General features: G+C 47.1%; 23 protein-coding genes and 1 pseudogene. 9 read left to right on the top strand and 15 right to left on the bottom strand.

The window, feature by feature from the left end; genetic code table 11:
* Positions 1-49 precede the first annotated feature (49 nt).
* Positions 50-1,446, top strand: a pseudogene (locus RFF05_RS10935) (uracil-xanthine permease family protein).
* A 322-nt stretch (positions 1,447-1,768) separates the two neighbouring features.
* On the opposite strand, the gene rbr reads toward RFF05_RS10935, so the two are convergent.
* A complete protein-coding gene (gene rbr / locus RFF05_RS10930; RefSeq protein WP_409967128.1) occupies positions 1,769-2,305 on the bottom strand; it encodes a rubrerythrin in 537 nt (178 codons plus the stop codon).
* Positions 2,306-2,360: 55 nt separating this feature from the next.
* On the bottom strand, positions 2,361-3,200 hold the full coding sequence (locus RFF05_RS10925; RefSeq protein ID WP_409967127.1) for a deoxyribonuclease IV: 840 nt from the start codon (positions 3,198-3,200) through the stop codon (positions 2,361-2,363).
* A gap of 116 nt (positions 3,201-3,316) precedes the next feature.
* Here RFF05_RS10925 and RFF05_RS10920 point away from each other — a divergent pair, with 116 nt between their 5' ends.
* The gene (locus RFF05_RS10920; RefSeq protein WP_409967126.1) at positions 3,317-3,772 is read left to right on the top strand and encodes a metallophosphoesterase family protein; all 456 of its coding nucleotides are present in this window, start codon (positions 3,317-3,319) and stop codon (positions 3,770-3,772) included.
* A gap of 106 nt (positions 3,773-3,878) precedes the next feature.
* On the opposite strand, the gene RFF05_RS10915 is transcribed toward RFF05_RS10920, so the two are convergent.
* From RFF05_RS10915 to rpmH, 7 genes are all read right to left on the bottom strand, one after another.
* A complete protein-coding gene (locus RFF05_RS10915; protein ID WP_409967125.1) occupies positions 3,879-5,303 on the bottom strand; it encodes a glycine--tRNA ligase in 1,425 nt (474 codons plus the stop codon).
* A 216-nt stretch (positions 5,304-5,519) separates the two neighbouring features.
* Positions 5,520-6,338 (bottom strand): RNA-binding cell elongation regulator Jag/EloR, encoded by an 819-nt coding sequence (jag, locus tag RFF05_RS10910; RefSeq protein WP_409967124.1) that lies wholly within the window; start codon positions 6,336-6,338, stop codon positions 5,520-5,522.
* A gap of 15 nt (positions 6,339-6,353) precedes the next feature.
* Positions 6,354-6,836 carry a YidC/Oxa1 family membrane protein insertase gene (locus RFF05_RS10905; RefSeq protein WP_409967123.1) on the bottom strand — a complete coding sequence of 161 codons (483 nt, stop codon included), beginning with the start codon at positions 6,834-6,836 and terminating at the stop codon, positions 6,354-6,356.
* On the bottom strand, positions 6,836-7,471 hold the full coding sequence (locus RFF05_RS10900; RefSeq protein WP_409967122.1) for a YidC/Oxa1 family membrane protein insertase: 636 nt from the start codon (positions 7,469-7,471) through the stop codon (positions 6,836-6,838). Before RFF05_RS10900 ends, RFF05_RS10905 begins: the two co-directional genes overlap by 1 nt.
* A 20-nt stretch (positions 7,472-7,491) precedes the next feature.
* Positions 7,492-7,758 carry a membrane protein insertion efficiency factor YidD gene (yidD, locus tag RFF05_RS10895; protein WP_409967121.1) on the bottom strand — a complete coding sequence of 89 codons (267 nt, stop codon included), beginning with the start codon at positions 7,756-7,758 and terminating at the stop codon, positions 7,492-7,494.
* The gene (gene rnpA / locus RFF05_RS10890; RefSeq protein WP_409967120.1) at positions 7,755-8,090 is read right to left on the bottom strand and encodes a ribonuclease P protein component; all 336 of its coding nucleotides are present in this window, start codon (positions 8,088-8,090) and stop codon (positions 7,755-7,757) included. The genes yidD and rnpA overlap by 4 nt, the downstream gene beginning before the upstream one ends.
* A gap of 149 nt (positions 8,091-8,239) precedes the next feature.
* Positions 8,240-8,380: a 50S ribosomal protein L34 gene (gene rpmH / locus RFF05_RS10885; protein WP_409967119.1), complete on the bottom strand. Its 141-nt coding sequence runs from the start codon at positions 8,378-8,380 to the stop codon at positions 8,240-8,242.
* 421 nt (positions 8,381-8,801) lie between these two features.
* On the opposite strand from rpmH, the gene dnaA reads away from it, so the two are divergent.
* The 7 genes from dnaA to gyrA all read left to right on the top strand — a co-directional run bounded on the left by dnaA (position 8,802) and on the right by gyrA (position 17,837).
* Positions 8,802-10,118: a chromosomal replication initiator protein DnaA gene (gene dnaA, locus RFF05_RS10880; protein WP_409967118.1), complete on the top strand. Its 1,317-nt coding sequence runs from the start codon at positions 8,802-8,804 to the stop codon at positions 10,116-10,118.
* 272 nt (positions 10,119-10,390) lie between these two features.
* Entirely contained in the window at positions 10,391-11,497 is a 1,107-nt protein-coding gene (gene dnaN / locus RFF05_RS10875; protein WP_409967117.1) for a DNA polymerase III subunit beta, read from the top strand.
* A complete protein-coding gene (locus RFF05_RS10870; protein ID WP_409967116.1) occupies positions 11,497-11,712 on the top strand; it encodes an RNA-binding S4 domain-containing protein in 216 nt (71 codons plus the stop codon). The genes dnaN and RFF05_RS10870 overlap by 1 nt, the downstream gene beginning before the upstream one ends.
* Positions 11,702-12,808: a DNA replication/repair protein RecF gene (recF, locus tag RFF05_RS10865; RefSeq protein WP_409967115.1), complete on the top strand. Its 1,107-nt coding sequence runs from the start codon at positions 11,702-11,704 to the stop codon at positions 12,806-12,808. The genes RFF05_RS10870 and recF overlap by 11 nt, the downstream gene beginning before the upstream one ends.
* A 60-nt stretch (positions 12,809-12,868) precedes the next feature.
* Positions 12,869-13,138, top strand: coding sequence for an extracellular matrix regulator RemB (remB, locus tag RFF05_RS10860; protein ID WP_409967114.1), 270 nt, complete (start codon positions 12,869-12,871; stop codon positions 13,136-13,138).
* A gap of 33 nt (positions 13,139-13,171) precedes the next feature.
* Positions 13,172-15,115: a DNA topoisomerase (ATP-hydrolyzing) subunit B gene (gene gyrB / locus RFF05_RS10855; RefSeq protein ID WP_409967113.1), complete on the top strand. Its 1,944-nt coding sequence runs from the start codon at positions 13,172-13,174 to the stop codon at positions 15,113-15,115.
* A 154-nt stretch (positions 15,116-15,269) separates the two neighbouring features.
* A complete protein-coding gene (gene gyrA, locus RFF05_RS10850) occupies positions 15,270-17,837 on the top strand; it encodes a DNA gyrase subunit A (protein ID WP_409967112.1) in 2,568 nt (855 codons plus the stop codon).
* 243 nt (positions 17,838-18,080) lie between these two features.
* Here the strand turns inward: gyrA and aspS are convergent, their stop codons facing one another.
* The 6 genes from aspS to serS form a co-directional block, all read right to left on the bottom strand.
* Positions 18,081-19,856, bottom strand: coding sequence for an aspartate--tRNA ligase (aspS, locus tag RFF05_RS10845; protein ID WP_409967111.1), 1,776 nt, complete (start codon positions 19,854-19,856; stop codon positions 18,081-18,083).
* Positions 19,857-20,103: 247 nt separating this feature from the next.
* Entirely contained in the window at positions 20,104-21,459 is a 1,356-nt protein-coding gene (gene hisS / locus RFF05_RS10840; protein WP_409967110.1) for a histidine--tRNA ligase, read from the bottom strand.
* 335 nt (positions 21,460-21,794) lie between these two features.
* Positions 21,795-22,211, bottom strand: coding sequence for a methylglyoxal synthase (locus RFF05_RS10835; RefSeq protein WP_409967109.1), 417 nt, complete (start codon positions 22,209-22,211; stop codon positions 21,795-21,797).
* Positions 22,212-22,255: 44 nt separating this feature from the next.
* A complete protein-coding gene (locus RFF05_RS10830) occupies positions 22,256-23,017 on the bottom strand; it encodes an AAA family ATPase (RefSeq protein ID WP_409967108.1) in 762 nt (253 codons plus the stop codon).
* A 43-nt stretch (positions 23,018-23,060) separates the two neighbouring features.
* Positions 23,061-23,756, bottom strand: a complete 696-nt coding sequence (gene rsmG, locus RFF05_RS10825) for a 16S rRNA (guanine(527)-N(7))-methyltransferase RsmG (RefSeq protein WP_409967107.1) — start codon at positions 23,754-23,756, stop codon at positions 23,061-23,063.
* A 1-nt stretch (position 23,757) separates the two neighbouring features.
* Positions 23,758-25,065 (bottom strand): serine--tRNA ligase, encoded by a 1,308-nt coding sequence (gene serS / locus RFF05_RS10820; protein WP_409967106.1) that lies wholly within the window; start codon positions 25,063-25,065, stop codon positions 23,758-23,760.
* Positions 25,066-25,087 lie beyond the last annotated feature (22 nt).

The following is a 25,087-nucleotide window of genomic DNA, read 5'->3' as shown; positions in this document are numbered from 1 at the left end:
CCAATTATACCCAACAAACAAAGATACTTATTGATTATTTTTCACAATCATGGTATTCTCTAATCTACAGATACAAAATAAGTTGACCTTTTCCCAGTATCTGGATTTTTATAGAAGGAGAAACCATATCATGAAGACAGACATCCCCTGCCGCATTGAAAATATTTATCAATTAGATGGGCGTGTCCCCTTGGCCAAGGCCATTCCCTTTGGCTTGCAACATATTTTAGCCATGTTTTTAGCCAATATCTCTCCCTTGCTTTTGGTGCCTATGGCCGCTGGTATGTCCTCGGCCGACACAGCACTTTTGGTGCAAAGCGCCATGTTCATCGCTGGCATCGCCACCTTAATTCAACTCTACCCCATCTGGCGCATCGGCGCGAAGCTTCCCATTGTTATGGGTGTCAGCTTTACCTTTGTGGCCATTTTGTCCTCCGTGGGGGCTATGTATGGCTATCCTGCCGTGTTGGGCGCTGTGTTGGTGGGCGGTTTGGTAGAAGGGGTTTTGGGTCTGTTTGCCAAGCATTGGTATAAGATTATTGCCCCTGTTGTATCTGCCTCCGTGGTCATCGCCATCGGCTTTTCCTTGCTGAGCGTAGGCGCCAATTCCTTTGGTGGGGGCTATGTAGATGATTTTGGCGCACCAAAATATCTACTTTTAGGCTCTTTCACTTTGATTTGCTGTCTGGTATTTAATTCCTTGGCAAAGGGATTTTGGAAGCAACTGTCCATTTTCTTTGGGTTGATTGCTGGCTATGTGGTGGCCTGTTTCATGGGGATGGTTGACCTGTCAGGCTTGCTGGCAAGCGGTCTTTTCGCCTTCCCACAATTTATGCCCTTTGGCATGGAATTTAATTTAGGCGCCATTTTATCGGTGACCATCATCTTCTTGGTCTCCGCCACAGAAACCATTGGCGACACCAGCGCCATGGTCTCCTCTGGTCTTGACCGTGACATCACAGAAAAAGAGCTTTCTGGTGCCCTGACCTGTGATGGCTTTGCCAGTAGTATCTCCAGCCTCTTTGGCTGTTTGCCCGTCACATCATTTAGCCAAAACGTGGGCTTAATCGCCATGACCAAGGTGGTAAATCGCTTCACCATTATGACAGGTGCCATCGCCATGATTTTGGCTGGTCTCTTCCCCCACTGGGCAATTTCTTTGCCACCTTGCCTGACCCTGTGCTGGGCGGGTGCACCATTATGATGTTTGGTAACATCGTCATCAGCGGTATGCAAATGCTGGCCAAGGCTGGCTTTAGCCACCGCAACACCTCCATTGCCGCTTTGTCACTCAGTGTGGGTATTGGGTTCACCCAAATGCCAGCGCTGTTCAGCGCCTTCCCCCAAACCTTCCAAGATGTGTTTGCCACCAACTGCGTGGCCGTTGTATTCATCGTGGCACTGGGGCTGAATCTGCTGATGCCAAAGGAGAATGTGGAAGGGTAATTACACCGTATTTTAACATTTTTGCCGTAGGGACAGCCCTTGCGGCTGTCCACCCCCAAGTACTTTCGGCACCAACGGACAGCCGCAAGGGCTGTCCCTACGAATACCATTAAAAAAGGTTAGGGGCAAGCCCCAATGTCATTTAGTTAAGAACTAAATGACAACTAAGAGCTAAAAGTGAAGAGTGAAAAACTATAGAAAACCGATTGCGTTTCCATAGTTTTTCACTCTTAGTCCTTAGTTTTTAGCTGTCATTAAGATAAGCAAAGCTTATCTTAATGACATTGGGGCAAGCCCCCAACCTTTTTTATTTATTTTCGCCTTAATAATTATCCCCATGGATTTCAAAATATGCTTGGGGATGCGCGCACACAGGGCATAATTCAGGTGCCTCTGCGCCAGTGTGTAGGTGTCCACAGTTGCGGCAGTACCACACAGTTTCGCTGCTTTCAGTGGTGAACACGGCATCGGCTTTGATGTTTTCAGCCAGCTTCAAATACCGTTCTTCGTGGCTTTTTTCGATTTTGGCAACGCCTTCAAATTGTTCAGCCAATTCCATGAAGCCTTCTTCACGGGCAGTGACTGCCATTTGGGCGTACATTTCGGTCCATTCTTCGTTTTCACCAGCGGCGGCGGCCAACAGGTTGCTCACAGTGTCTTGAATGCCGTCCAAAGCCTTGAACCACAGCTTTGCGTGTTCTTTTTCATTGGCTGCAGTTTGTTGGAAGAAGGATGCAATTTGTTCGTAGCCTTCTTTTTTTGCCTTGCTGGCAAAGTAATCGTACTTGTTACGGGCTTGGGATTCACCTGCGAAGGCAATTTTCAAATTGGCCTCTGTCTTGCTACCTTTTAGTTCCATAATCATTTCTCCTTATACAACCTACTAAATTTTGTATACTACACTTTACTATAACTCACAAATTACCCTCTGTCAAGTCACGTAAAACACCAATTTCTTTGGCATATCCATCTAAATCATTGGGGGTTTCCAAGCAAAATGGTAGATTTTTCAGCGCTGGGTGATTGACAATTCGCTCCATAGCCTCTAGGCCAATATGACCAGCACCAATGCAGGCATGGCGGTCTTTATGGCTGCAGTTGGGGTTCAAACTGTCGTTTAAGTGGATGGCTTTTAACCGCTCAAGGCCGATGATTGCATCAAATTCTGCCAGCACACCGTCCAAGTTATCCACCAAATCATACCCACCATCCCACACGTGACAGGTATCCAAACAGACCCCCATTTTCTCGTTCAAGTCTACACGGTCGATGATGGCGCGAAGCTCCTCAAACCGACCGCCAATCTCTGTCCCTTTGCCTGCCATGGTCTCCAAAAGCACAGTCACAGAGGTTTCTGGGGTCAAGGTTTGATTCAAAGCTTCAGCAATATAGTCGATGCCAGCTTCAACGCCTTGCCCAACATGGCTACCGGGATGAAAATTATACAGTTGATTGGGGAAATGGGTCATACGCACCAAATCGTCTGCCAAAATACTTTGGGCAAATTCTCGTTTTTCTTCCGTATCGGCACACAAATTCATGATATAGGGTGCATGGGCGATGATGGGGACAAAGTGATGGTTCTCCAGCAAGGACATCAAATTGGCAGCATCTTGGTGGTCAATGGCCTTGGCCTTGGCGCCACGGGGGTTCCGTGTGAAAAATTGCAACGTGTCGCCTCCCAGTGCCAACGCCTGTCGCCCCATAGCGGCAAGCCCTTTGGTGGTGGTTAAATGACATCCTATATGTAACATATGTACCTCCTGTATGAACGATTTTCTATATCATAGCACATAATTTCACTATTGCCAAGGCTACTCAATGGTGCTATACTGGAAGCCAAAGCAGATCAATATGAAATGAGAAGACTATGAACATTTTAGTAGTGTCCGACTCCCACGGACGAACCCGAGGACTATTACAGGCTGTGGAACACATTCAGCCTGACCATCTGATTCATTTGGGAGACGGATTTAACGATATACAACGGGTCAATGCAGAATTTCCCCTACTTACTGTTACCCAAGTGCCGGGAAACTGTGACTTTTTTGCCGATTGTCCTTTGGAACAGACATTCACCCTTGGTGGGGTGAAGCTGTTTGCCTGTCACGGACATACCCGTGGAGTGAAGTCCAATTTACAAGGCGCATACTATGCCGCCAGAGAGGCAGAGGCACAGGTGTTACTATTTGGTCACACCCACTATCCAATCCACGACAATCTAGGGGATTTGTTGGTCGTCAACCCCGGTAGCATTGGCTACGATGGGCGATACGCCGTGTTGGAGATTGCGGATGGGCACGTGACGTGTAATTTATATGACTAAGGACTAAAGGTGAATGATGAATGAGTCGTCTTTCACCATTCACCCTTAGTCCCTCACCAAACAAAAAAACCGATTGGGAAACAATGTTTCCCAATCGGTTTTTTGTTTAATAAGCCAGCTTTTCAGCCAAATAGCTACGCAATTCGCTGATGGGCATACGGACTTGTTCCATGGTGTCACGGTCACGGACGGTGACGCAGTGATCAGCCACTTCACCCTTTTCTTCGTTGCCAACGGTTTGGAAGTCAACGGTGACGCAATAGGGCGTCCCGATTTCGTCCTCACGGCGATAACGCTTGCCGATGGAGCCCGTTTCATCGTAGTCCACCATCCAGTCTTTGCTCAGCATATCTTGGATTTCCATGGCCTTTTCACCCAGCTTCTTGCTCAAAGGCAGAACAGCCACCTTGAACGGTGCAATGGCAGGGTGGAAACGCATGACGGTACGGACGTCGTTTTTGGCTTCGTCCACCACTTCTTCGTCGTAAGCTTCTACCAACAGAGCCAAGGTCATACGGTCAGCACCCAGAGAGGGTTCGATGACATAAGGGGTATAGCGTTGGTTCTTTTCTTGGTCGAAGTAAGAGAGGTCCTTGCCAGAGTGTTCCATGTGTTGGGTCAAGTCGTAATCGGTACGGTCAGCAATGCCCCACAATTCGCCCCAGCCGAAGGGGAAGCGATACTCAAAGTCAGTGGTGGCTTTGGAGTAGAAGGACAGTTCTTCTGCATCATGGTCACGGAGTCTCAGGTTTTCATCGCTGACGTTCAAGCCTTTGAGCCAATCATGGCAGTAGGCGCGCCAGTAAGCAAACCATTCCAAGTCGGTGCCAGGTTCGCAGAAGAATTCCAGTTCCATTTGTTCAAACTCACGGATACGGAAAATGAAGTTGCCGGGGGTGATTTCGTTGCGGAAAGACTTACCCACTTGGCACACACCGAAGGGGATTTTGCGACGGGTGGTGCGTTGGATGGCAGGGAAGTTGACGAAAATACCTTGTGCAGTTTCAGGGCGGAGATACACTTCGTTGGAAGATTCCTCGGTGACACCCTGATGGGTTTTGAACATCAAGTTAAACTTGCGGATATCGGTGAAATCGTGCTTGCCACAGCCAGAGCAAACCACACCTTTTTCATTGATGTAGTTCACCAAGTCTTCGCTGGTCATAGATTCCACGTTCACATCGGTGATATTATTTTCAGCGTTAAAATCTTCCACCAGCTTGTCAGCACGGTGGCGCATTTTACAAGCTTTGCAGTCGATGAGGGGATCGTTGAAGGTGGCCACGTGACCAGAAGCCTTCCACACTTCGCTATTCATCAAAATGGCAGAGTCCAACCCCACGTTGTAGCGATTTTCTTGGACAAATTTCTTCATCCATGCACGCTTGACGTTGTTTTTCATCTCTACACCCAGAGGGCCGTAGTCCCAGCTATTGGCCAGACCACCGTAGATTTCACTGCCAGGGAACACAAAGCCACGGCCTTTGCACAAAGCCACGATTTTTTCCATTGTTTTTTGTTGATTGTTCATGATTGTTTCCTTCCTCCGTCAACGGATATGACAGATAAGCGTTTTTTATAAGCTAAAAACTAAAAGTGAAAAGTGAAAAACTATCCGCCACGGACGGAGCAGGGAACGACGGACGACCGCAGGTCGTCCCTACATATCCCCACCATCGTAGGGGCGACCTGTGGTCGCCCGCATCCCGCCCGCAGGCGATAGTTTTTCACTCTTAGTTCTTAGTTTTTAGTTCTTTTTCAGTGCCACGATGACACGGCGGTTGGGGTCGGTGCCAGTGGAATAGGTGGAGATGCCTTCAATGTCTTGCAGGGCGGCATGAATCACATGGCGCTCGTAAGCATTCATGGGTTCCAAGGTGACATTGCGGTGATATTTCACCACTTTGCCAGCCACTTTTTTCGCCAGATTTTCCAAGGCTTGCTCCCGCTTGGCACGGTAGTTTTCAGCGTCCAGTTGGATACGGACACGACCACCTTCACGGTTGACAGCATAGCTGGTGAGCTGTTGGATGGCATCCAATGTTTCACCACGGCGACCAATGATGGCGCCAAGGTTTTCACCCACTAGCTTCACATCATAGCGGCCTTTTTCAATTTCAGCAATCTCCACAGTGGCGCTCACTTCTAGCTGTTCCATCAAACCATCGAGGAAGGCCACAATGGCTTCTTCTTTATTGGTGGCAGGTGCTTTTTCAGCCTTAGGTGCAGCATCCACCTGAGGTGCAGATTTCTCCACAACAGGGGCGGAAACTGGGGATTGTTTTGGTTCTTTGGGGGCAGAAACAACCTTTTGATGGGCTTTTTCTACTTTTTGAGGGGCAGGTGCCACGGGTTTTTCCACAACTTTTTCTGCTTTGTGGAAATCTTCAGGGGCCTCATAGCTGACACGCACCTTTGCAGGGTTGCCGCCAATGCCCAAAAAGCCAGATTTGGCACGTTCTAAAATTTCAACGGACACGTCGTCCCGCTCAAGGCCTAGCTGGGCAAGGGCTTTGCTGATGGCCTCGTCTTCGGATTTGCCCGTCACATCAATGTACGTCATCATGTGATAAGCTCCTTCTTATTTGTTATAACGGTTTTCGTCATAGGCACGACCACGGGCATAGGGGCGGTTGCCCAAACGACCTTCTTGGGTGGTGGTGACTTTGGGTTGGTTTGCGTTGGAAACGGCGGCTTTTTTCTTAGAAGCTGCCTTGCGTTGAGATTCTTTGTTTTGGGCTTCTTGTCTAGCACGGCCTTCTTCCATCCGCTTTTGGCGGTCGGCGGCACGTTGGATATCACGCTCGTCTTCTTCTGCTTGGAACTTCTTAGTGAAATAGCGACCCACAAAGTATTCTTGCACAATGGAGATAGCACTTTGAGAAATCCAGTACACACCCAATGCAGCAGGGAGAATGAAGCCGATGTACACGCTCATCAAGGGCATCATGTAGGTCATGGTCTTCATTTGAGCGGCTTGTTGAGCGCCACCAGAACTTTGCGTGGCCATGGTGATTTTACTCAGGCAGAAGCTCAGCGCACCAGAGACAATGGGAATGAGCATCAAGCCCAAAATCCCCAAGAGAGGCCACTGGTCAAGGCGGAGAAATAGCTAGAGGGCACCATGGACAGGTCAATGCCCAAGAAGGTGTAGTTCAAATCCACCCAACCTGCGTTGGCGGTAACGGAAGAGAACAGCTCAGGGTTGTTGTTGACCACATTCACCATTTCGATTTGTTCGTAGGCAGAGCTACCAGTCAAGGTAAGCCCAGCGCCTTCGATGATGCCACGAACAGTTTCCACCATGGCGGCACCGTCTTCTTTCCCACCGAAGTTCATGAAATATTCGATGGGCTCACGGATGATGTAGTACAGTGCCAACAAAATGGGCATGGGCAAAAAGCTCCAAACACAGCCGCTGGCAGGATTGACCCCTTCTTCGGCATAGAACTTTTGCACTTCTTCGTTCATTTTGGTACGGTTGTTGGCGTATTTCTTTTGAATTTCTTGAATTTGGCCAGACATACGACCCATCCGAATCATACTCTTTTTAGACTTGATTTGGAAAGGCAGTAACACCAACTTAATGACAAGCGTAAACAAAACCAAGGATACGCCGTAAGAACTGGTCAGTGTGTAGAACAGCCGCAACAGTGCGGCAAAGGGAATACAGATGAAATAACCAATGGTAGAGATCATAGTGTTTGCTCCTTTTACATTCAATCGGAACTAGGTTCGGTGGGCTTGTCCACCGGGGGTTTTTGCCAAGGTTTGTGCTGGGGAACTGGGTCGTACCCTGCTTTACACAATGGATTACACCGCAAAATCCGCCAAATGGTCAAGCAAGAACCCCAGAGGGCTCCATGCAATTCCAAGGCCTCCAAGGCATACTGAGAGCAAGTGGGAATGAACCGACAACAACCTGTACGATAAGGGGAAATGGCACGACGATAAAACCGCACCAACCACAGCAGCACCTGCTTCATGGTTTTTGCAGCAAATCCACCTTTTTACAAAGGTGGGTAAAGGTTTGTTGTAAGTCTTTCCAAGGCATGGTTAAACAGCGACTGCGTGCCACCACTACGATGTCCCAGCCGCTTTTCATATTGGGTAACGTCAGCCGATAGGCTTCACGCAACCGTCGCCGCGCTCGATTGCGCACCACAGCCGAGCCCAGCTTCACCGAAACAGTGAACCCTACCCGATTGGTACCCAAACGATTTTTGCGACAATAAATCACCATCCCCGGACCCACCGCTGAGGCACCTTTTTGGTACAAGCGGCGAAATTCGTGGTTTTTCTTCAGTGTATTTTTCATGGGAACTTCCTGTCTGTTTGCTTCACGATTGACCCTTGAAACAAAGCACCCTAATCTGCATATTCAGATAGGGACGGAGGAATTGTTGTTCAAATTCCGCCGTCCCAATGGACCTTGTTCAAGTGTCTCTTGTGTGTGCCGACGCACGATTAGTAGGACAGAGTGTTACGACCTCTTGCACGACGGCGAGCCAACACCTTACGGCCGCTAGCGGTAGCCATTCTCTTGCGGAAACCGTGGACCTTTTGACCGTGACGTTTCTTAGGCTGATAGGTACGTTTTGTGGACATAATGAGACACCTCCTGTTTTATTCGTTGGCAGGGCAAAGCCTTGCCTTACTCGACACCCAAATGGGCGCAGTAAACTAATTTACGCATCTAAATTGACGCATGAGATAGTATACAGAGTTTTCGCCTCTGTGTCAAGAAAAAGATTGTATTTTTTTCAAAAAAACTGTGTATTTTCTATTAAATCTAACATTTTTCAAAATGTAGTGTTGAAAATCAAAAAAACGTCTAGATATAGACGCCAATTATCCACAAAGTTTTCCCAATTGTGGACAACCTATGTCCCCACAGCCTGTGGGTTCTCTGTGGATAATTTTATTGTTTTATATTTAGAATATGTATTGTAATTCAGGCAGATTTTTGATATACTATATAGTGTTATACTGTAATAAAAATGCACAAAAGAAAAAGAGGTGTTTCAATTTGAATTCTGTCGCTGACATTTGGGACAACGTCATCACCCAGCTGAAATCTGATTTATCAGAAACCACCGTTTCCACTTGGTTTGACCAAGTAGAGCCCGTGGATGTGCAGGGCAATACCTTTGTCCTCTATTGCCCCAACGACTTTAAAACCAGCTATATAAAAAAGCTATTTATGAAAAACATCCAAGCCCGTTTATTTGATATTTTCTCCACGGAATTTGATGTTTCTATTTTAGACGAAGCCGCATATGCCGATATACAGGGCACCACACCAACCCAATCACCCGACCAATTTATCTCTGATGAATTCACTTTTAGCAACTTTGTGGTGGGTCCCCAAAACCAATTGGCCTATGCTGCCTCCTGCAATGTGGCAGAAAAACCAGCCAAAACCTACAACCCCCTCTTTATTTACGGCGAATCCGGGCTAGGGAAAACCCATTTACTCTATGCCATCGCCAACGGCATGAAAAAAAATAATGCCGCAGTCAAAATTGCCTACGTAAAAGGTGACGACTTAACCAACGAATTGGTCACTGCCATTCGTGAAGGTAAAACTGCCCAAATGCGTGAAAAATACCGCCAAGCAGATTTACTATTAGTGGATGATATTCAATTCATCGCTGGCAAACAACAAACCCAAGAAGAATTTTTCCATACGTTCAACACGTTGTATGAAAATAAAAAGCAAATTGTCCTCACCTCAGACCGTCCTCCCAAAGAAATGAGCCAATTGGAAGATCGTTTGCGCACTCGCTTCGAATGGGGTCTATTAGCAGACGTCTATCCCCCTGATTTTGAAACTCGTATGGCCATCATCCAAAACAAGGCTGCCATGCACGGTATGGATTTGCCAGAGCGAATTATCTGCTTCATCGCTGAAAACGTCACCTCCAATGTCCGTCAAATTGAGGGCACCATCAACAAAATTCTCGCCTATAAAGATCTACTAGGCGACGATGCTGATGAAGTAACCGTCACCCGTGCCATTCAAGATATCTTGAAACGAGCCAGCGAATATATGCCCAGCCCCGACGACATTGTGGATTATTGTTCTAAATATTTCAATCAAGAACCAGATGTCATTCGTGGTCAACAACGGGTACGTGACGCTGTTTCCACCCGTCACATTGCCATTTATCTCATTCGCACCATGACAAACCTATCCTTAGAAGATATTGGTAAATATTTCGACAATCGCGACCACTCCACTGTGCTATACTCAATCAAAGAAGTGGAAAAGAAAATCAAAAAAGATGCCGCTTATGCGGAAATGATTAAAGAAATTAAAACCAATATTGCGGCCCAACAATAAACACCCCTTTTCCACAAAAAATTGTGGAAAAGGAAAAAAACTCTGTGGAAAACAAAAGGTGTGAAAAAATTGTTGAAAAGGGATGCAATTACTCCCCAAGGGATGTGGAAGGATTTTCCCTTATACCACAAGGGTTTTCTCTACTTTTCCACAAAAATTTCCCCTACCACTACTTTTACTAACTCATATATCCTTTTTTCTTTTTTATACGTTTTTTTTCTACCTACCCTACCAATGAAAACAATCAAATTTTGTTTTGGAAAGGACAACCCATGAAATTTTCCTGTGAAAAAACACTGTTACAAACGGCTATTCAAGTAACCTCCCGTGCAGTGGCACAAAAAAGCTCTATCCCAGCACTTGAGGGACTTTTGCTACAAGTCGACTCCCAAGTGGTAATTTCTGGTTACAATATGAACACTGGCATCCGCTCCACACTGGATGCCAACGTAACAGAAGGTGGGGAACTGGTTTTAAATGCACGACTTTTTAGCGAAATGATTCGCAAAATGCCCGATGATATTATTTCCTTCCACACCAATCAAAATAACGTAGTATTCCTTTCTTGTGGCGATGCCGCATTCCAAATTTCCGCCATGAGTGCTGCTGAATATCCACAATTACCCTCCATTGAAGAAGAATCTTCTATTTCTATCGCACAAAACACACTTTCTTCTATGATTGAAGACACTTCTTTTGCGGTCTCCACCAACGAAAGCCGCCCAATTCATACTGGCGCTTTATTTGAAATTGCTAACAATACCTTAACCATGGTGGCCGTAGATGGATTCCGCTTAGCTTTGCGGAAAGAAAAAATTGATGAACCTTTTGTATTTTCCTTTGTTGCACCCGGTTCTGCTTTAAATGAAGTGCAAAAAATCTGTACAGATACCGATGAAAAAGTATCTATTATTTTGGGAAAACACCATATTTTATTCACCATCAACCAAACAGAACTAATTTGCCGCCGTTTAGAAGGGGAATTTTTAGATTATAAAAATGCAATCCCTCGAAAAAATCCTATTTTACTGTCAGTTAATGCCAAACAATTGATGAACAGCATCGATTTGGTGTCTGTTGTGATTTCTGAAAAATTAAAAAGTCCTGTACGCTGCTTATTTGACGATGGATTTGTTCGTTTATCTGCCAAAACTGGCAATGGGGAGTCCAAAGACGTTTGCCAGCTTCATGGGAACGGCAATGGTTTGGAAATTGGATTTAACAACCGTTACTTAATGGAAGCCCTCCGCCATGCCCCAGCAGATGAAGTAAATATTGAATTAAACACAGGTATTTCTCCTGCTATTATTGTTCCTATTGATGAAAACGACAACTTTTTATATATGGTACTGCCTGTGCGCTTGAAAGGATCAGACTGATGAACACCATTGAAATACACACTGAATTTATCAAATTGCAAGACCTTTTGAAATTTGCCAATCTGGTGGAAACTGGCGGTCATGCTAAAGAAGTTATCCAAGGTGGCGAAGTGCTGGTGGATGGTGAGACTTGCACCATGCGTGGCAAAAAAATTCGTCCTGAAAATGTGGTAACCTATGAAGGGGTTACCTTGCAAGTCGCATATGCAACTTAATTGCTTACAAGTTACCAATTTTCGCAATTATAAGGCAGAAACCCTTGTATTAAACCCTCGTTGTAATGTGATTTACGGACAAAATGCCCAAGGAAAAACCAATTTATTAGAAGCCATTGTCTATTTATCCACAGGCAAATCCCCTAGAACCCGTTTTGACAAAGAAATGATTCGTTTTGATGAATCTTTTGCTCAAATAAAAGGGGATGTCAACACCAGAGACCGTGATTTTGTAGTGCATATTGAATTAAATCACGGAAAACGGCGAAAAATGTGGGTCAATGATGTGCCTTGTAAGCAGGCTGGAGAACTGTCTGCAGTATTTCAAACGGTGTATTTTTGTCCAGAGGATTTACAGCTGATCCGTGCTGGTGGCAGTGAAAGGCGACGATTTTTAGACCAAGCCCTTTGTCAACTCCGTCCACGTTATGCCAGCGCATTGGCAGAATATAATCGTTTACACGACCATAAAACCCGTATTTTAAGGGATAGTGATGAAAAACCACAACTATTAGAGTTACTTCCTGAGTTTAATAGTCAAATGGTTCATTTTGGGGCGATTGTCATCCATTATCGTGCCCATTTCATCGACAAACTCTCTCATATCGCCGCGGTCAACCATATGGAATGTTCTGGTGGAACTGAACGATTAGACTTGCACTATGATACGGTTTCTACCGTAGAAAATCCATTGGCTGATGTAGAAACCATAAAAAAACAGCTATTTCATCATATGGAAATTCATCAAACAGCAGAACGAAAAGTACGTCTTTGTTTATCTGGTCCTCATAAAGATGATTTGACTGTCCATATCAATGGACAAGTTGCGAAAAAATATTCCTCTCAAGGGCAAACACGGACGGCCGCGCTGTCTCTGAAATTAGCAGAGAGGTCATTATATCAAAATACCACAGGGGAATTTCCGCTTTTGTTATTGGATGATGTATTATCTGAGCTTGATCCCCAGCGGCAAGAGTTTGTGCTCAACCGTATTCAAGATGGACAAGTGTTTATCACTTGTTGCGAAAATCATCGATTGGAAACGTTGCTAGATGGTAAGGTATTTCATGTGGATTGCGGTCGTGTCCTTGGGTGATAGACACTATAAACAAGGATAAATTTGACAAATACCCACTGTTATAAACAGGAGGCATTTATGTTTTTACACATCGGTCAAACTGAAATTATACCCCAGCGGCAGATTATAGGCATTTTTGATTTAGACAATGCCAGCTATGAAAAGCGCACTCGAGAATATCTGGCCAACGCAGAAGAAGACGGGGTTGTGCTGGATATTGCAGGGGATTTACCTCGTTCCTTTGTGGTTTGCGATCACCCTTATCACAAGCAAATTGTATACCTCACCCAGATTGGCTCACGGACATTAGGGAAGCGAGCTGTGTCTGGTAAGGTTGTTTTTGAATAATAGAATTGGCTCATATATAGTAAGGAGAAACACATGTTAGAAAACGAAGAATCCATGGACTTAACCCCAGACCACGCTTATGGTGGTTCGGAAATTCAAGTTCTGGAGGGTTTGGAAGCGGTGCGTAAGCGCCCCGGTATGTATATCGGTTCCACGTCTTCCTCTGGTTTGCACCATCTTGTCTACGAAATCGTAGATAACTCCATTGACGAAGCTTTGGCTGGTCACTGTGACACCATTACGGTGCAAATCAACCCCGATAACTCCATCACCGTCACCGATAACGGTCGTGGTATCCCTGTGGACATTCAACCACAAACAGGGCGTCCTGCCTTGGAAGTGGTGTTCACGGTGCTCCATGCTGGCGGTAAGTTCGGTGGTGGCGGCTATAAAGTCTCTGGCGGTTTACACGGCGTGGGTGCTTCTGTTGTAAATGCCCTGAGCGAATGGTTGGTGGTGCAAGTTCATAAGGAAGGCAAAATTCATGAAATGCGTTTTGCCCGTGGCGAAATCACCCAAGAAATGACCGTTGTGGGCGCCACTGATTACACTGGCACTACCGTCACCTTTAAACCTGATACAGAAATGTTTGAGGAAACAGAATATAGCTATGACATTCTCCATACTCGTATGCGCGAGCAAGCTTTCTTGAATGCTGGGCTGAAAATCCGCACCTTGGATACCCGTGAAGGGAAAGAAAATGAAGATAACATGGTCTTTGAAGGTGGTATCCGTGAGTTTGCCACATGGCTCAATCGCCACAAAGATCCCCTGCATCAACAAGTGATTTACATGGCAGGCACCAAGGACGACTCTATGGCAGAAATCGCCATTCAATATAACTCCAGCTATGCCGAAACTATGTTGTCCTTCGCCAACAACATCCACACCCCTGAAGGTGGGATGCACGAAGAAGGTTTCCGTCGTGCCTTGACTAATGTAATGAATGGCTATGGTCGCAAGGTGAAGATGCTCAAAGATGACGAAAAGATTTCTGGTGAAGACTGTCGTGAAGGCATCACCTGCATTATTTCTGTGAAACTGACAGAAGCGCAATTTGAAGGGCAAACCAAGGCGAAACTGGGTAACAGCGAAATCCGTACCTTGGTGAACCAACTGGTCAGCGACAAGTTGGAGCAATTCTTGGAAGAAAACCCCCAAGTGGGTCGCATGATTCTGGATAAGGCGCTGACTGCCAACCGTGCCCGTGAAGCGGCTCGTAAGGCAAGAGAGTCCATCCGCCGCAAAACTGCCCTTGGCGGTGCAGCTATGCCTGATAAACTCCGTGACTGCAACGAAGCCAACCCTGAGCTCACTGAGCTCTACATCGTGGAAGGTGACTCGGCAGGTGGTTCCGCCACCCAAGGCCGAGACTCTCGCTTCCAAGCCATCCTGCCTCTGTGGGGTAAAATGTTAAACGTTGAAAAAGCCCGTGCTGATAAGGTGTATGGCAATGAAAAGTTGACCCCTGTTATCGCCGCTTTGGGTGCTGGTATTGGGGAAGAATTTGATGTTGCCAAACTGCGGTATCATAAAGTGGTTATCATGGCCGATGCCGACGTGGACGGCAGCCACATTCGTACTCTACTGCTGACCTTCTTCTTCCGCTTTATGCGTCCTTTGATTGAGCATGGCTACGTCTATGCCGCTGTGCCACCTCTGTATAAGCTCTCTCGTGGCAAGCAATCTCGCTATGCGTATAGCGATACCGAGCGTGACCGTTATTCTGCCGAACTCCGTGGGGACAACCCCAATGCCAAGGTGGACATCAGTCGAAACAAAGGTCTTGGTGAAATGGACTACCACGAACTGTGGGATACCACCATGGACCCTGAAAAGCGTACTTTAAAGCGCATTGAGCTGACCGATGCCATTGCCGCTGATCAAATTTTCTCCATCCTCATGGGTGAAAAGGTGGAACCACGGAAGGAATTCATTGAAGTCAACGCAAAATATGCGGTGAATTTGGACTATTAAAAAAAAGATCTTGTCTGTAAACGGGCGACCACAGGTCGCCCCTACACGGTGGGATGTAATACCGTAGGGGCGCCCATTGGGCGTCCGTCCTACGAATTTGTAGGGGCGACCTGTGGTCGCCCGTCTCCCAACAAAGGAAAGAGGGAACCATATAATGAGTAAAAAACCCCAATACGATCCCGAGGAAATCCGTTACCCTGACCAGCATATTGTCACGTCTCCGCTGGTGGAGGAAATGGAAAAATCCTATATTGAATATGCCATGAGCGTCATTGTGGGTCGGGCACTGCCTGACGTGCGTGACGGCTTGAAGCCTGTGCATCGCCGTATTTTGTACGCTATGTACGAAGATAATCTGACCCATGACCGTGCCTTCCGTAAGTCTGCCACCTGTGTTGGTGACGTGCTAGGGCGGTACCATCCCCATGGTGACGGCTCTGTGTACGATGCTTTGGTGCGTTTGGCACAGAATTTCTCCCTGCGTTACCCCTTGGTTGAAGGCCACGGCAACTTCGGTTCTGTGGATGGCGACCCCGCTGCTGCTTATCGTTACACCGAAGCGCGTATGTCTCGTTTGAGCGATGAACTGTTGCGTGACATCGATAAGGAAACAGTGGATTGGGACCCCAACTTCGACGAAACGCGGAAAGAACCCCGTGTGTTGCCTTGCCGTTTCCCCAACTTGTTGGTCAACGGATCCAGTGGTATCGCTGTGGGTATGGCCACCAACATCCCCCCTCACAATTTGCGTGAAGTCATCGGCGCTTGCATCTGCGTGCTGGACAATCCAGAAGCAGACTTGAACGACTTGATGGAACATATCAAGGGGCCAGATTTCCCCACCCGTGGCATCATCATGGGTCGTGCTGGCATCCGTGCGGCTTATGCCACTGGTCGTGGTCGTGTTGTCCTTCGTGCGAGGACAGAGTTTGAAGAATTTGGCCCACAAAACCGTACGCGCATTGTCATCACTGAAATTCCATACCAAGTGAACAAGCGGATGCTGATTAAATCTATGGCTGACCAAGTGGAAGATAAGCGTCTGGAAGGCATCAGCGACATTCGTGACGAAACCGACCGTAATGGTATGCGGATTGTCATTGAGTTGAAGCGTGACGCCAATGCACAGGTGATTTTGAATCGTCTGTTTGCCCAAACCCAACTGCAAACCACCTTTGCCATCAATATGCTGGCACTGGTGAACAACCAGTCTCAGCCTAAGATTTTGTCTTTGCGTCACATCATCGATGAGTATTTGACCTATCAAAAGGAAATTATCGTTAGACGTACAAAATATGACCTGAAAAAGGCAAAAGAACGTGCTCACTTGCTAGAAGGGTTGCTGATTGCCCAAGATAACATTGATGAAGTTATTAAGATTATCCGTAATAGTTATGACAATGCCCGTCAAAATTTGATGGATCGGTTTGGTCTCAGCGAAGTCCAAGCACAAGCCATCTGTGATATGCGACTGATTTCTCTGCAAGGGTTAAACCGTGAGAAGTTGGAAAACGAGTACAAAGAATTGGAAGAAAAAATTGCATACTTTGAAGAATTATTGGCTTCTGACGTAAAAATCCAAGCCGTTCTAAAAGAAGAAATGCAAGCTATTTGCGATAAATTCGGTGACGATCGTGTGACGGAACTGCAAGATGTGATGGATGAAATCGACATTGAGGACTTGATTGAAGAAGAAAACTGCGTGTTCACCTTGAGTGAAGGTGGTTATATCAAGCGGATGCCAGTGTCCACCTATCGTGCACAAAACCGTGGCGGTCGTGGGGTTAGCGCCACCAGCTTGCGTGATGAAGATTATATTTCTACCGTCTTTACCGCCTCTACCCACGACTATATTTTGTTCTTCACCAATGAAGGGCGTGTCCACCGTCGGAAGGGCTATCTGATTCCAGAGGCCAGTCGAACCGCCCGTGGCAGCAATATTGTCAATATTTTGCCCATCGAATCTACTGAAAAAGTCACCGCTATGATTCACCTCCGTGAATTTGACCCTGACCGTTATCTGTTCTTCATGACTAAAAACGGTACGGTGAAGCGTGTGTCTATCGACGCCTTTAAGAATATTCGCAGCAACGGTTTGCGTGCTCTGAACTTGGATGAAGGCGATGAGCTGATTGGTGTCAGCGAAACCGATGGCAACCAAAATATGCTGCTCATGACCCATGGTGGTCAGTCCATCTGCTTCAAGGAAACTGACGTTCGCGTCATGGGTCGTGACGCAGTGGGTGTCCGTGGTATTCGTTTGCGTGAAGATGATTATGTGGTGTCTGGGATGCGTGCCATTGAAGGCGCTAGCGTATTGGCCATCACTGAAAACGGTTACGGCAAGCAAACGCCCGTGGAAGAATACCTCCGTGGCGATGAACCTCAAAGCCGTGGTGGCTATGGTTTGAAAGGCTATCAAGTGACAGAGAAAACTGGTTATATCGCTGGTGCTCGGATTGTGGAAGAGCCTTGCGACGTGCTGATTATCTCTGACGATGGTACCATCATTCGTCTGGGCACGGAAACGGTCAACTCCTATAGTCGCAGTGCCCAAGGTGTGCGTGTCATGCGTCTGAGCGAAGGTTTGCGCGTTATCGAAATCGCCTTGGCTGACAAAGAAGTGGTGGAAGAAGCCAACGAAGAAGTGACCGAAGGGGAGACCCCAGAAGGAACCTCTCCAGAAGTGGCACCCGTGGAAGAAATCACCCCAGAAGTATAAGGTTTCCCACAAAAAACACTTCCCTTGTTAATAAAAAACGGCAAAAATTGAATACCCACATATAAATGTGTAAAAAAAGACTGTAGAAATATATTCTACAGTCTTTTTTCTATGAGTATGGGTGAGTGATAAAATTTGATGAGAGAAATGTAGGGAACGGTTTTAACCGTTCCGCTTACCCAAACAACTTGTGCAATGGGGGCGGAATGGTTAAGACCATTCCCTACATAATTTTAATTTATCTTATTCTTCAACAGGAACCAGTGCGATGTGCAGTTCGTCCAGTTGTTTTTGACCCACGGTGCCGGGGGCATCCATCATGATATCTTGGGCATTTTTATTCATGGGGAATGGAATGATTTCACGGATGGATTCTTCACCAGCCAACAGCATGACCATACGGTCAACACCGGGGGCAATGCCGGCATGGGGAGGTGCACCATAGGTGAAGGCGTTGTACATGGCAGGGAATTTCGCCTTCACATCGGCTTCGCCCAAGCGAACCAGTTCAAAGGCTTTGATCATAATTTCGGGGTCGTGGTTACGGACAGCGCCAGAGGACAATTCCACACCGTTGCAAACCAAGTCGTATTGGTCGGCGGTCAAGGTGAGGGGGTCAAGGGTGCCGTTTTCGATGGCAAGCAGGGAGTCCATACCACCAGTGGGCATGGAGAATGGGTTGTGGCAGAATTCCAGTTCCCCAGATTCTTCGCCCAGTTCGTACATGGGGAAGTCCACAATCCAGCAGAAGCTGTATTGTTCAGCATTCATCAAGCCGGGAACAGAGGTGCCCAGTTTTTGGCGTAATACACCAGCAGTCTTTTGGGCAGCCAGCTTTTTGCCAGCGGTCAAGCCAACGAAATCGCCAGCTTTTAAGCCCAGTGCTTCCACCACAGCGTCTTTGATGGGTGACACAAACTTGGCGATACCGCCCACCACTTCGCCGTTTTCATCCAAACGGAACCAGTAGCCCTTGTTGCCAGATTGGATTTCCACGTCGCTCATTAGCTTGTCGATGAACTTACGGGTTTGGGTGAATTCATTAACCACAATGGCTTTCACCACATTGCCTTCAAAGGGACCAAAGCCGCAGGAAGCTAGAGATTCGGTAGCGTCTTGGACAGTCAAAGCGATACGCAGATCAGGCTTATCAGAGCCATAAGTTTCCATGGCTTCCATGAAGGGAATGCGCATGAAGGGAGCGGAGGAAGCGATGTCATACTTGCCGAATTTGGCGAAAATGGGAGGCAACACTTCTTCACAGACGGCAAACACGTCTTCTTGAGATGCAAATGCCATTTCCATATCCAGTTGATAAAATTCACCGGGAGAACGGTCGGCACGGGCATCTTCATCACGGAAGCAAGGTGCGATTTGGAAGTAACGGTCAAAGCCAGAGGTCATCAGCAGTTGCTTAAATTGTTGGGGTGCTTGGGGAAGCGCATAGAACTTACCGGGATGATTACGGGCAGGCACCAAATAATCACGAGCGCCTTCAGGAGAAGAAGCGGTCAAAATTGGGGTGGTGATTTCTAAGAATCCTTGTTCAGTCATGGCTTGACGGAGAGCGGCCACCACGTTGCAACGAAGGATGATGTTGTTTTTCACTTCGGGGTTACGCAGGTCTAAATAGCGGTGTTTCAAACGGGTCAGCTCGTCGGCTTCACGGCTGCGGTTCACTTGGAAGGGCAGTTCGTTGTGTTGGCAACGGCCTAGAATGGTGATGGCAGAGGGGACAATTTCAATGTCGCCAGTGGGGAGTTTGCTGTTTTTGCTGTCACGTTCACGAACAGTACCCACCACGCAAAGGGTGGATTCTTTGTTGACAGACTTGACAATGTTCATCATGTCTTCGGTTTCAATGACCACTTGGGTGGTGCCGTAAAAGTCACGCAAAACCACAAAAGCGAAGTTTGCGCCCACTTCACGGACGTTTTCCATCCAGCCACAGAGCTGAACTTGTTGACCTGCATCGCTCAAACGGAGCTGGTTGCAGTTGTGAGTACGAGATTGCATCATAAGGATAATTCCTTTCAAATTTGAAGACCACGAGGGTCGAATTTAAGAATGGTGGAGATTGCAATTTATATTGTAGGGGAGGGTGTCACCCTCCCGTGTAATGGGGTTGCATATTGTATAAATAGCGTGAATGTTAATCGGAGGATGGGAGGCTAATAGCCCCCCTACAAGGTATCTGTGAATATTGAGGTAAATATTCAAAACTATAGGTAATATAATGTACAAATATTACATTTAGTATTATAATTTACCCTAAAATCACGCTGCCTTCGTTCAATTTTGCTAGGCCAGCTTGGATGTGGGCAATGGCATCAGCAGGAGATAATTTCTCTTGTGTGCCTGCATTCATGTCTTTGCAGGCCACCACGCCAGCGGAAATTTCGTCCTCGCCCAGCAAGATGAGATAGGGGATGGACAGTTTATCGGCATAACTCATTTTTTGCTTAAATTTCTTTTCTTCCCATTGGATTTGGGTGCGCAGACCTGTGTTACGAAGCTCTGTTGCCAGTGCGATGGCAGGGGATAAATCTTCAGTCATGGGTAAAATCAGCACATCAGCAGGGGCTGTGGGAAGGGCAGGGTTCAGTAAATTTTGCTCGCCCAGCACATAGAACAAACGGGTGAGGCCGATAGAAATACCCACACCAGGTAACTGTTTGTTGGTGTAATATTCTGCCAGATTGTCGTACCGTCCGCCAGAGCAGACAGAGCCAATTTCGGGATGGTCCAACAAGGTGGTTTCATAAACGGTGCCAGTGTAGTAGTCCAAACCACGGGCAATGGTCAAATCTACGGCAAAGTTTTCTTCTGGCACGCCGAAGTCACCCAAGTAACCTGCCACAGTGGACAGCTCGGTGAGCCCTAAATCAAATAATTCATGGCGCCCACGGTAGCCTTCTAGTGCAGTCAATACTTCTTGATTGGTGCCAGTGATGGCGATGAATTTTAGGATTTCGTCGGCTTGCTCCATGGTCAAACCCAGCTCACCTGTCAGCAAGCCAGCCACTTTTTCGGTGCCGATTTTATCTAGTTTGTCCACGGTGCGCATGATGTCACCAGATTGTTGTGTGAGGCCTAACATGGCGTAAAACCCGTTGAGGATTTTACGGTTGTTGACTCGGATTTGGAAGCGAGATAAGCCCAGTTTGGAGAACACTTGATAGATGATGGCAGGAACCTCGGCTTCGTTTAAAACCGACAGTTTGCCGTCGCCGATGATGTCAATATCGGCTTGATAAAATTCGCGGAAGCGACCACGTTGGGCGCGCTCACCACGGTACACTTTACCGATTTGATAGCGGCGGAAGGGGAACACCAAGTCGTTATAGTGGAGCGCCACATACTTGGCAAGGGGGACAGTCAAATCGAAGCGCAGGCTCAAATCGGTGTCGCCTTTGGTGAAGCGGTAGATTTGTTTTTCGGTGTCGCCGCCACCTTTTGCCAGCAACACTTCGGATGCTTCGATGGCTGGGGTGTCCAGTGGGGTGAATCCGTAACAGCTGTAGGTGGTGCGTAAAATCTCCATAATTCGCTCTAGTTGCTGCTGAGCAGGAGGGAGGAGTTCCATAAATCCAGAAAGGGTGCGTGGTGTCATGGTCGCCATAGTATGCTCCTTTTGTGATTTCAAATTGTATAATTTTGGTATTTTATTACCACTCGTATTGATAAATGGGAATAAATCTTTAAAAAAGGGCGCTTTCGTCCCATACCCATGGGACGAAAGCGCAAAGCTTCGTGGTGCCACCCAAGTTCGAAAGAGAATTTCTTTCCTCATTGTCTCCATTGATACGGGGAGAAACCGTGGGTATTTCTACCCTCGCTCCGCCACTGTCCTTCCCTTTGAGTCCACCCAAAACGCTTTCAGCCAAGGCGCTTTTCTCTGTATGGGTCGCTGTAAAAAGGTACTGCTGTGGTTTCATTGCAATGATGTGAAGGGAGTTATGCGATGGGACGGTTGGCGCTGGGGTTGACGATGTTGCGCCAATCCAAATCGCCACGAGCCAGACCCAGTACCAGCATTTCTGCAGTGGCGATGTTGCTGGCAAATGGGATATTATTTTGGTCACAGAGATGGGAAATATAGGTAATATCGGTGGCCATGGATTCGCTGCTGGGATCAGAGAAAAACAGCACCATGTCAAATTCATTGTAAGCAATGCGGGCGCCAATTTGTTGGCTACCGCCGTGGGCATAAGATAAAAAACAATGAATTTTCAGGCCGCTGGCATCGCCAACAACACGGCCTGTCACGTTGGTAGCGTAGAGATTATGCTGGGACAAAATACCTGCGTAGGCGGTGCAAAATTGCACCATCAAATCTTTTTTATTGTTGTGGGACATCAATGCAATGTTCATAGCGGATAAGTTCCTTTCAAAAATTCTCTATTCTAATGGATGTATCAACGGATGCGCATCAATGGTGTGCGTCGTCCGAGAATGCGCTGGGCAATGTTGCGATAAGCAGTTGCCGCCGTACGATTTTGGGTGTCGATGATGCAACGGCCAAGACTTTGGCAGAGTGGGAGATCATCGTCTTCAGGGACTACCCCAAGGAGGGGAAGGCCAGCGTGGTCGATGGCATCGTCGATGGTGGTGTGGAGGTTACGAAGCATTTTTTTGCGCACACGGTTTACCACCAGATGGAGTGTCCCTGTGTCAAATTGAGACAAGGTCATAACGGTGTGCTGGGCATCTCGCAGGGAGGAGGGGTCAGAGGTGGAAACCACCACGGCTCGGTCGGCACCGCAAGTGGCTAGTTCAAAACCAGTACCCAATCCAGCAGGTGCATCTAGCAAGCAAATGTCGAAATACTGCCTAATTTCACGGAGAAGCCCAAGCATTTGGGAGGGCAACACATGGAAATGACGGAGCTGAACAGGCGCTGTCAGTAGGTATAGATTTGGAATTTTGTTATGGGGAACCACAGCATCTTCTAAGGTGCAACGGCCGTGAATTACATCGGAAAAATCCATAAAGGCGCGGTCAGGAATGCCTAAGGTTAAGTCTAAATTTCGCAATCCAATGTCGCAATCAAGGCAGAGAACTCGTTTGCCTTGTTGGGCAAGGGCGGCGCCAACACCTGCAGTGAAGGAGCTTTTACCGGTACCACCTTTGCCAGAAACCACGGCGATACAGTGGCCAAGGGTGTTGAGTTTATTCAAATGTCAACCTCCTTAGCAAGTGAAATTTGAAATTATTCTGAGCTTATAAAGGGGTTTTCTTTATTTTTGCAAAGGCTCTTGGATACTTTTCTGGTGTTTGTGAGACTTTGCGAATTAACACGGCACGGTGGCGGATTTGGGTGCAAGGGATGGTGTAATCCACCACGGATTCCACCTGTCCACCTAGGGTTTCTAAGGCGGATTTTGCGGCTGAAATCTCTTCATCACTATCCACGGCCTTCATGGCTAAGAACAAGCCACCTTCCTTGATTAAAGGTAAGGAAAACTCTGCCAACATAGGCAAGGAGGCCACGGCGCGGGAGGTTGCAATATCGAAAGAAGCACGGTGGTCTTTGGCAAATTCTTCCGCGCGACCGTGGACACAAGTGGTATTCTCGATGTTAACTTGCTGGCAAACAGTCTGTAAAAAACCAATTCGTTTTTGCAGGGCATCTAGCAAGGTAATGTCTGCGGTGGGGACGGCAATGGCAAGGGGAATGCCAGGAAAGCCAGCACCAGTGCCTACGTCAACCACGTTTTTTTCAGAAAAATCCACAAGCTTGGTCAAGGCCAAACAGTCTAAAAAGTGAAGGGTTGCCACTTCTTTTGGCTCGGTGATTCCTGTTAAGTTCATCACCTTGTTTTGCTCTACCAAAAGGGCGGCGTATTGTTGGAGGGGGGTGATTAAATCGGTGGATAGTCCGAGTTCATGCAGTCCAACGGTCAAACTTTTTTCCATCTTATTTTGTTGGAATTAGTTTTTCTTTGCCGCCCATGTATGGACGAAGCACCACGGGAATGTTGACGCTACCGTCAGCGTTCAGGTTGTTTTCCAAGAAGGCAATCAACATACGGGGTGGTGCCACCACAGTGTTGTTTAGGGTATGGCACAGTTGGGTTTTCCCATCGTCATCTTTATAACGAATCTTCAAGCGACGGGCTTGGGCATCGCCCAAGTTGGAGCAAGAGCAAACTTCAAAGAATTTGCCTTGACGGGGCGACCAAGCTTCGATGTCGCAGGATTTGCATTTCAAATCTGCCAAGTCACCAGAGCAGCACTCCAGTTGACGGACAGGGATATCAAGGCTACGGAACAGCTCTACGCTGCCTTGCCATAGCTTTTCATACCAAGCTTTGCTTTCTTCGGGCTTACAAACCACAACCATTTCTTGCTTTTCGAATTGGTGAATGCGGTAGACGCCACGTTCTTCGATACCGTGAGCACCTTTTTCTTTGCGGAAGCAGGGAGAGTAAGAGGTCATGGTTTGGGGCAGGGAAGAGGAGGGCAAGATTTGGTCGATGTAGCGGCCAATCATAGAGTGTTCGGAAGTGCCGATTAAATATAGATCTTCGCCTTCGATTTTATACATCATGGCTTCCATTTCAGCGAAAGACATAACACCTTCTACCACGGCACCGTGCATCATGTAGGGTGGGATGCAGTAGGTGAAGCCTTTTTTGTCAATCATAAAGTCACGCGCATAGGTCAGCACAGCTTGGTGCAAACGGGCAATATCGCCCAGCAAATAATAGAAGCCGTTGCCTGCTACACGACGGGCGGCATCTAAATCAATACCATCAAAGCGTTCCATAATTTCGGTGTGGTAGGGGACTTCAAAGTCGGGAATGTTGCAATCGCCAAAGCGTTCTACTTCCACATTGGATTCATCGTCTTTGCCGATGGGCACAGAGTCGTCGATGATTTGAGGCAGACGCATCATAATATCACGGACTTTTGTATCCAATTCGGCTTCAATCACTTCTAATTCAGCCAAGCGAGCGGCTTGCTCGGTGACTTGGGCTTTGACGGCATTGGCTTCGTCTAATTTAGAAGGATCTTTTTTGGATTGACCCATCAACATACCCACTTGCTTGGAAAGGGCGTTTCGGGAAGCTCGGAGGCCATCGGCCTCTACGATGGCATTTCGGCGCTCTGCATCTAGGGCGATGACTTCATCCACCATGGGTAATTTGTTGTCTTGGAATTTCTTTTTGATGTTCTCGCGGACGATTTCGGGATTTTCCCGTACAAAACGAATATCTAACATGGTTTTTTCCTCTTTTAATTTG

This window comes from Bengtsoniella intestinalis, assembly GCF_039719005.1.
In the GTDB taxonomy this organism is placed as follows: Bacteria; Bacillota; Clostridia; order Oscillospirales; family Oscillospiraceae; genus Oscillibacter; species Oscillibacter intestinalis.
Note: the sequence above shows the minus strand (reverse complement) of the source record. Positions and strands in the feature narration are given on the sequence as shown.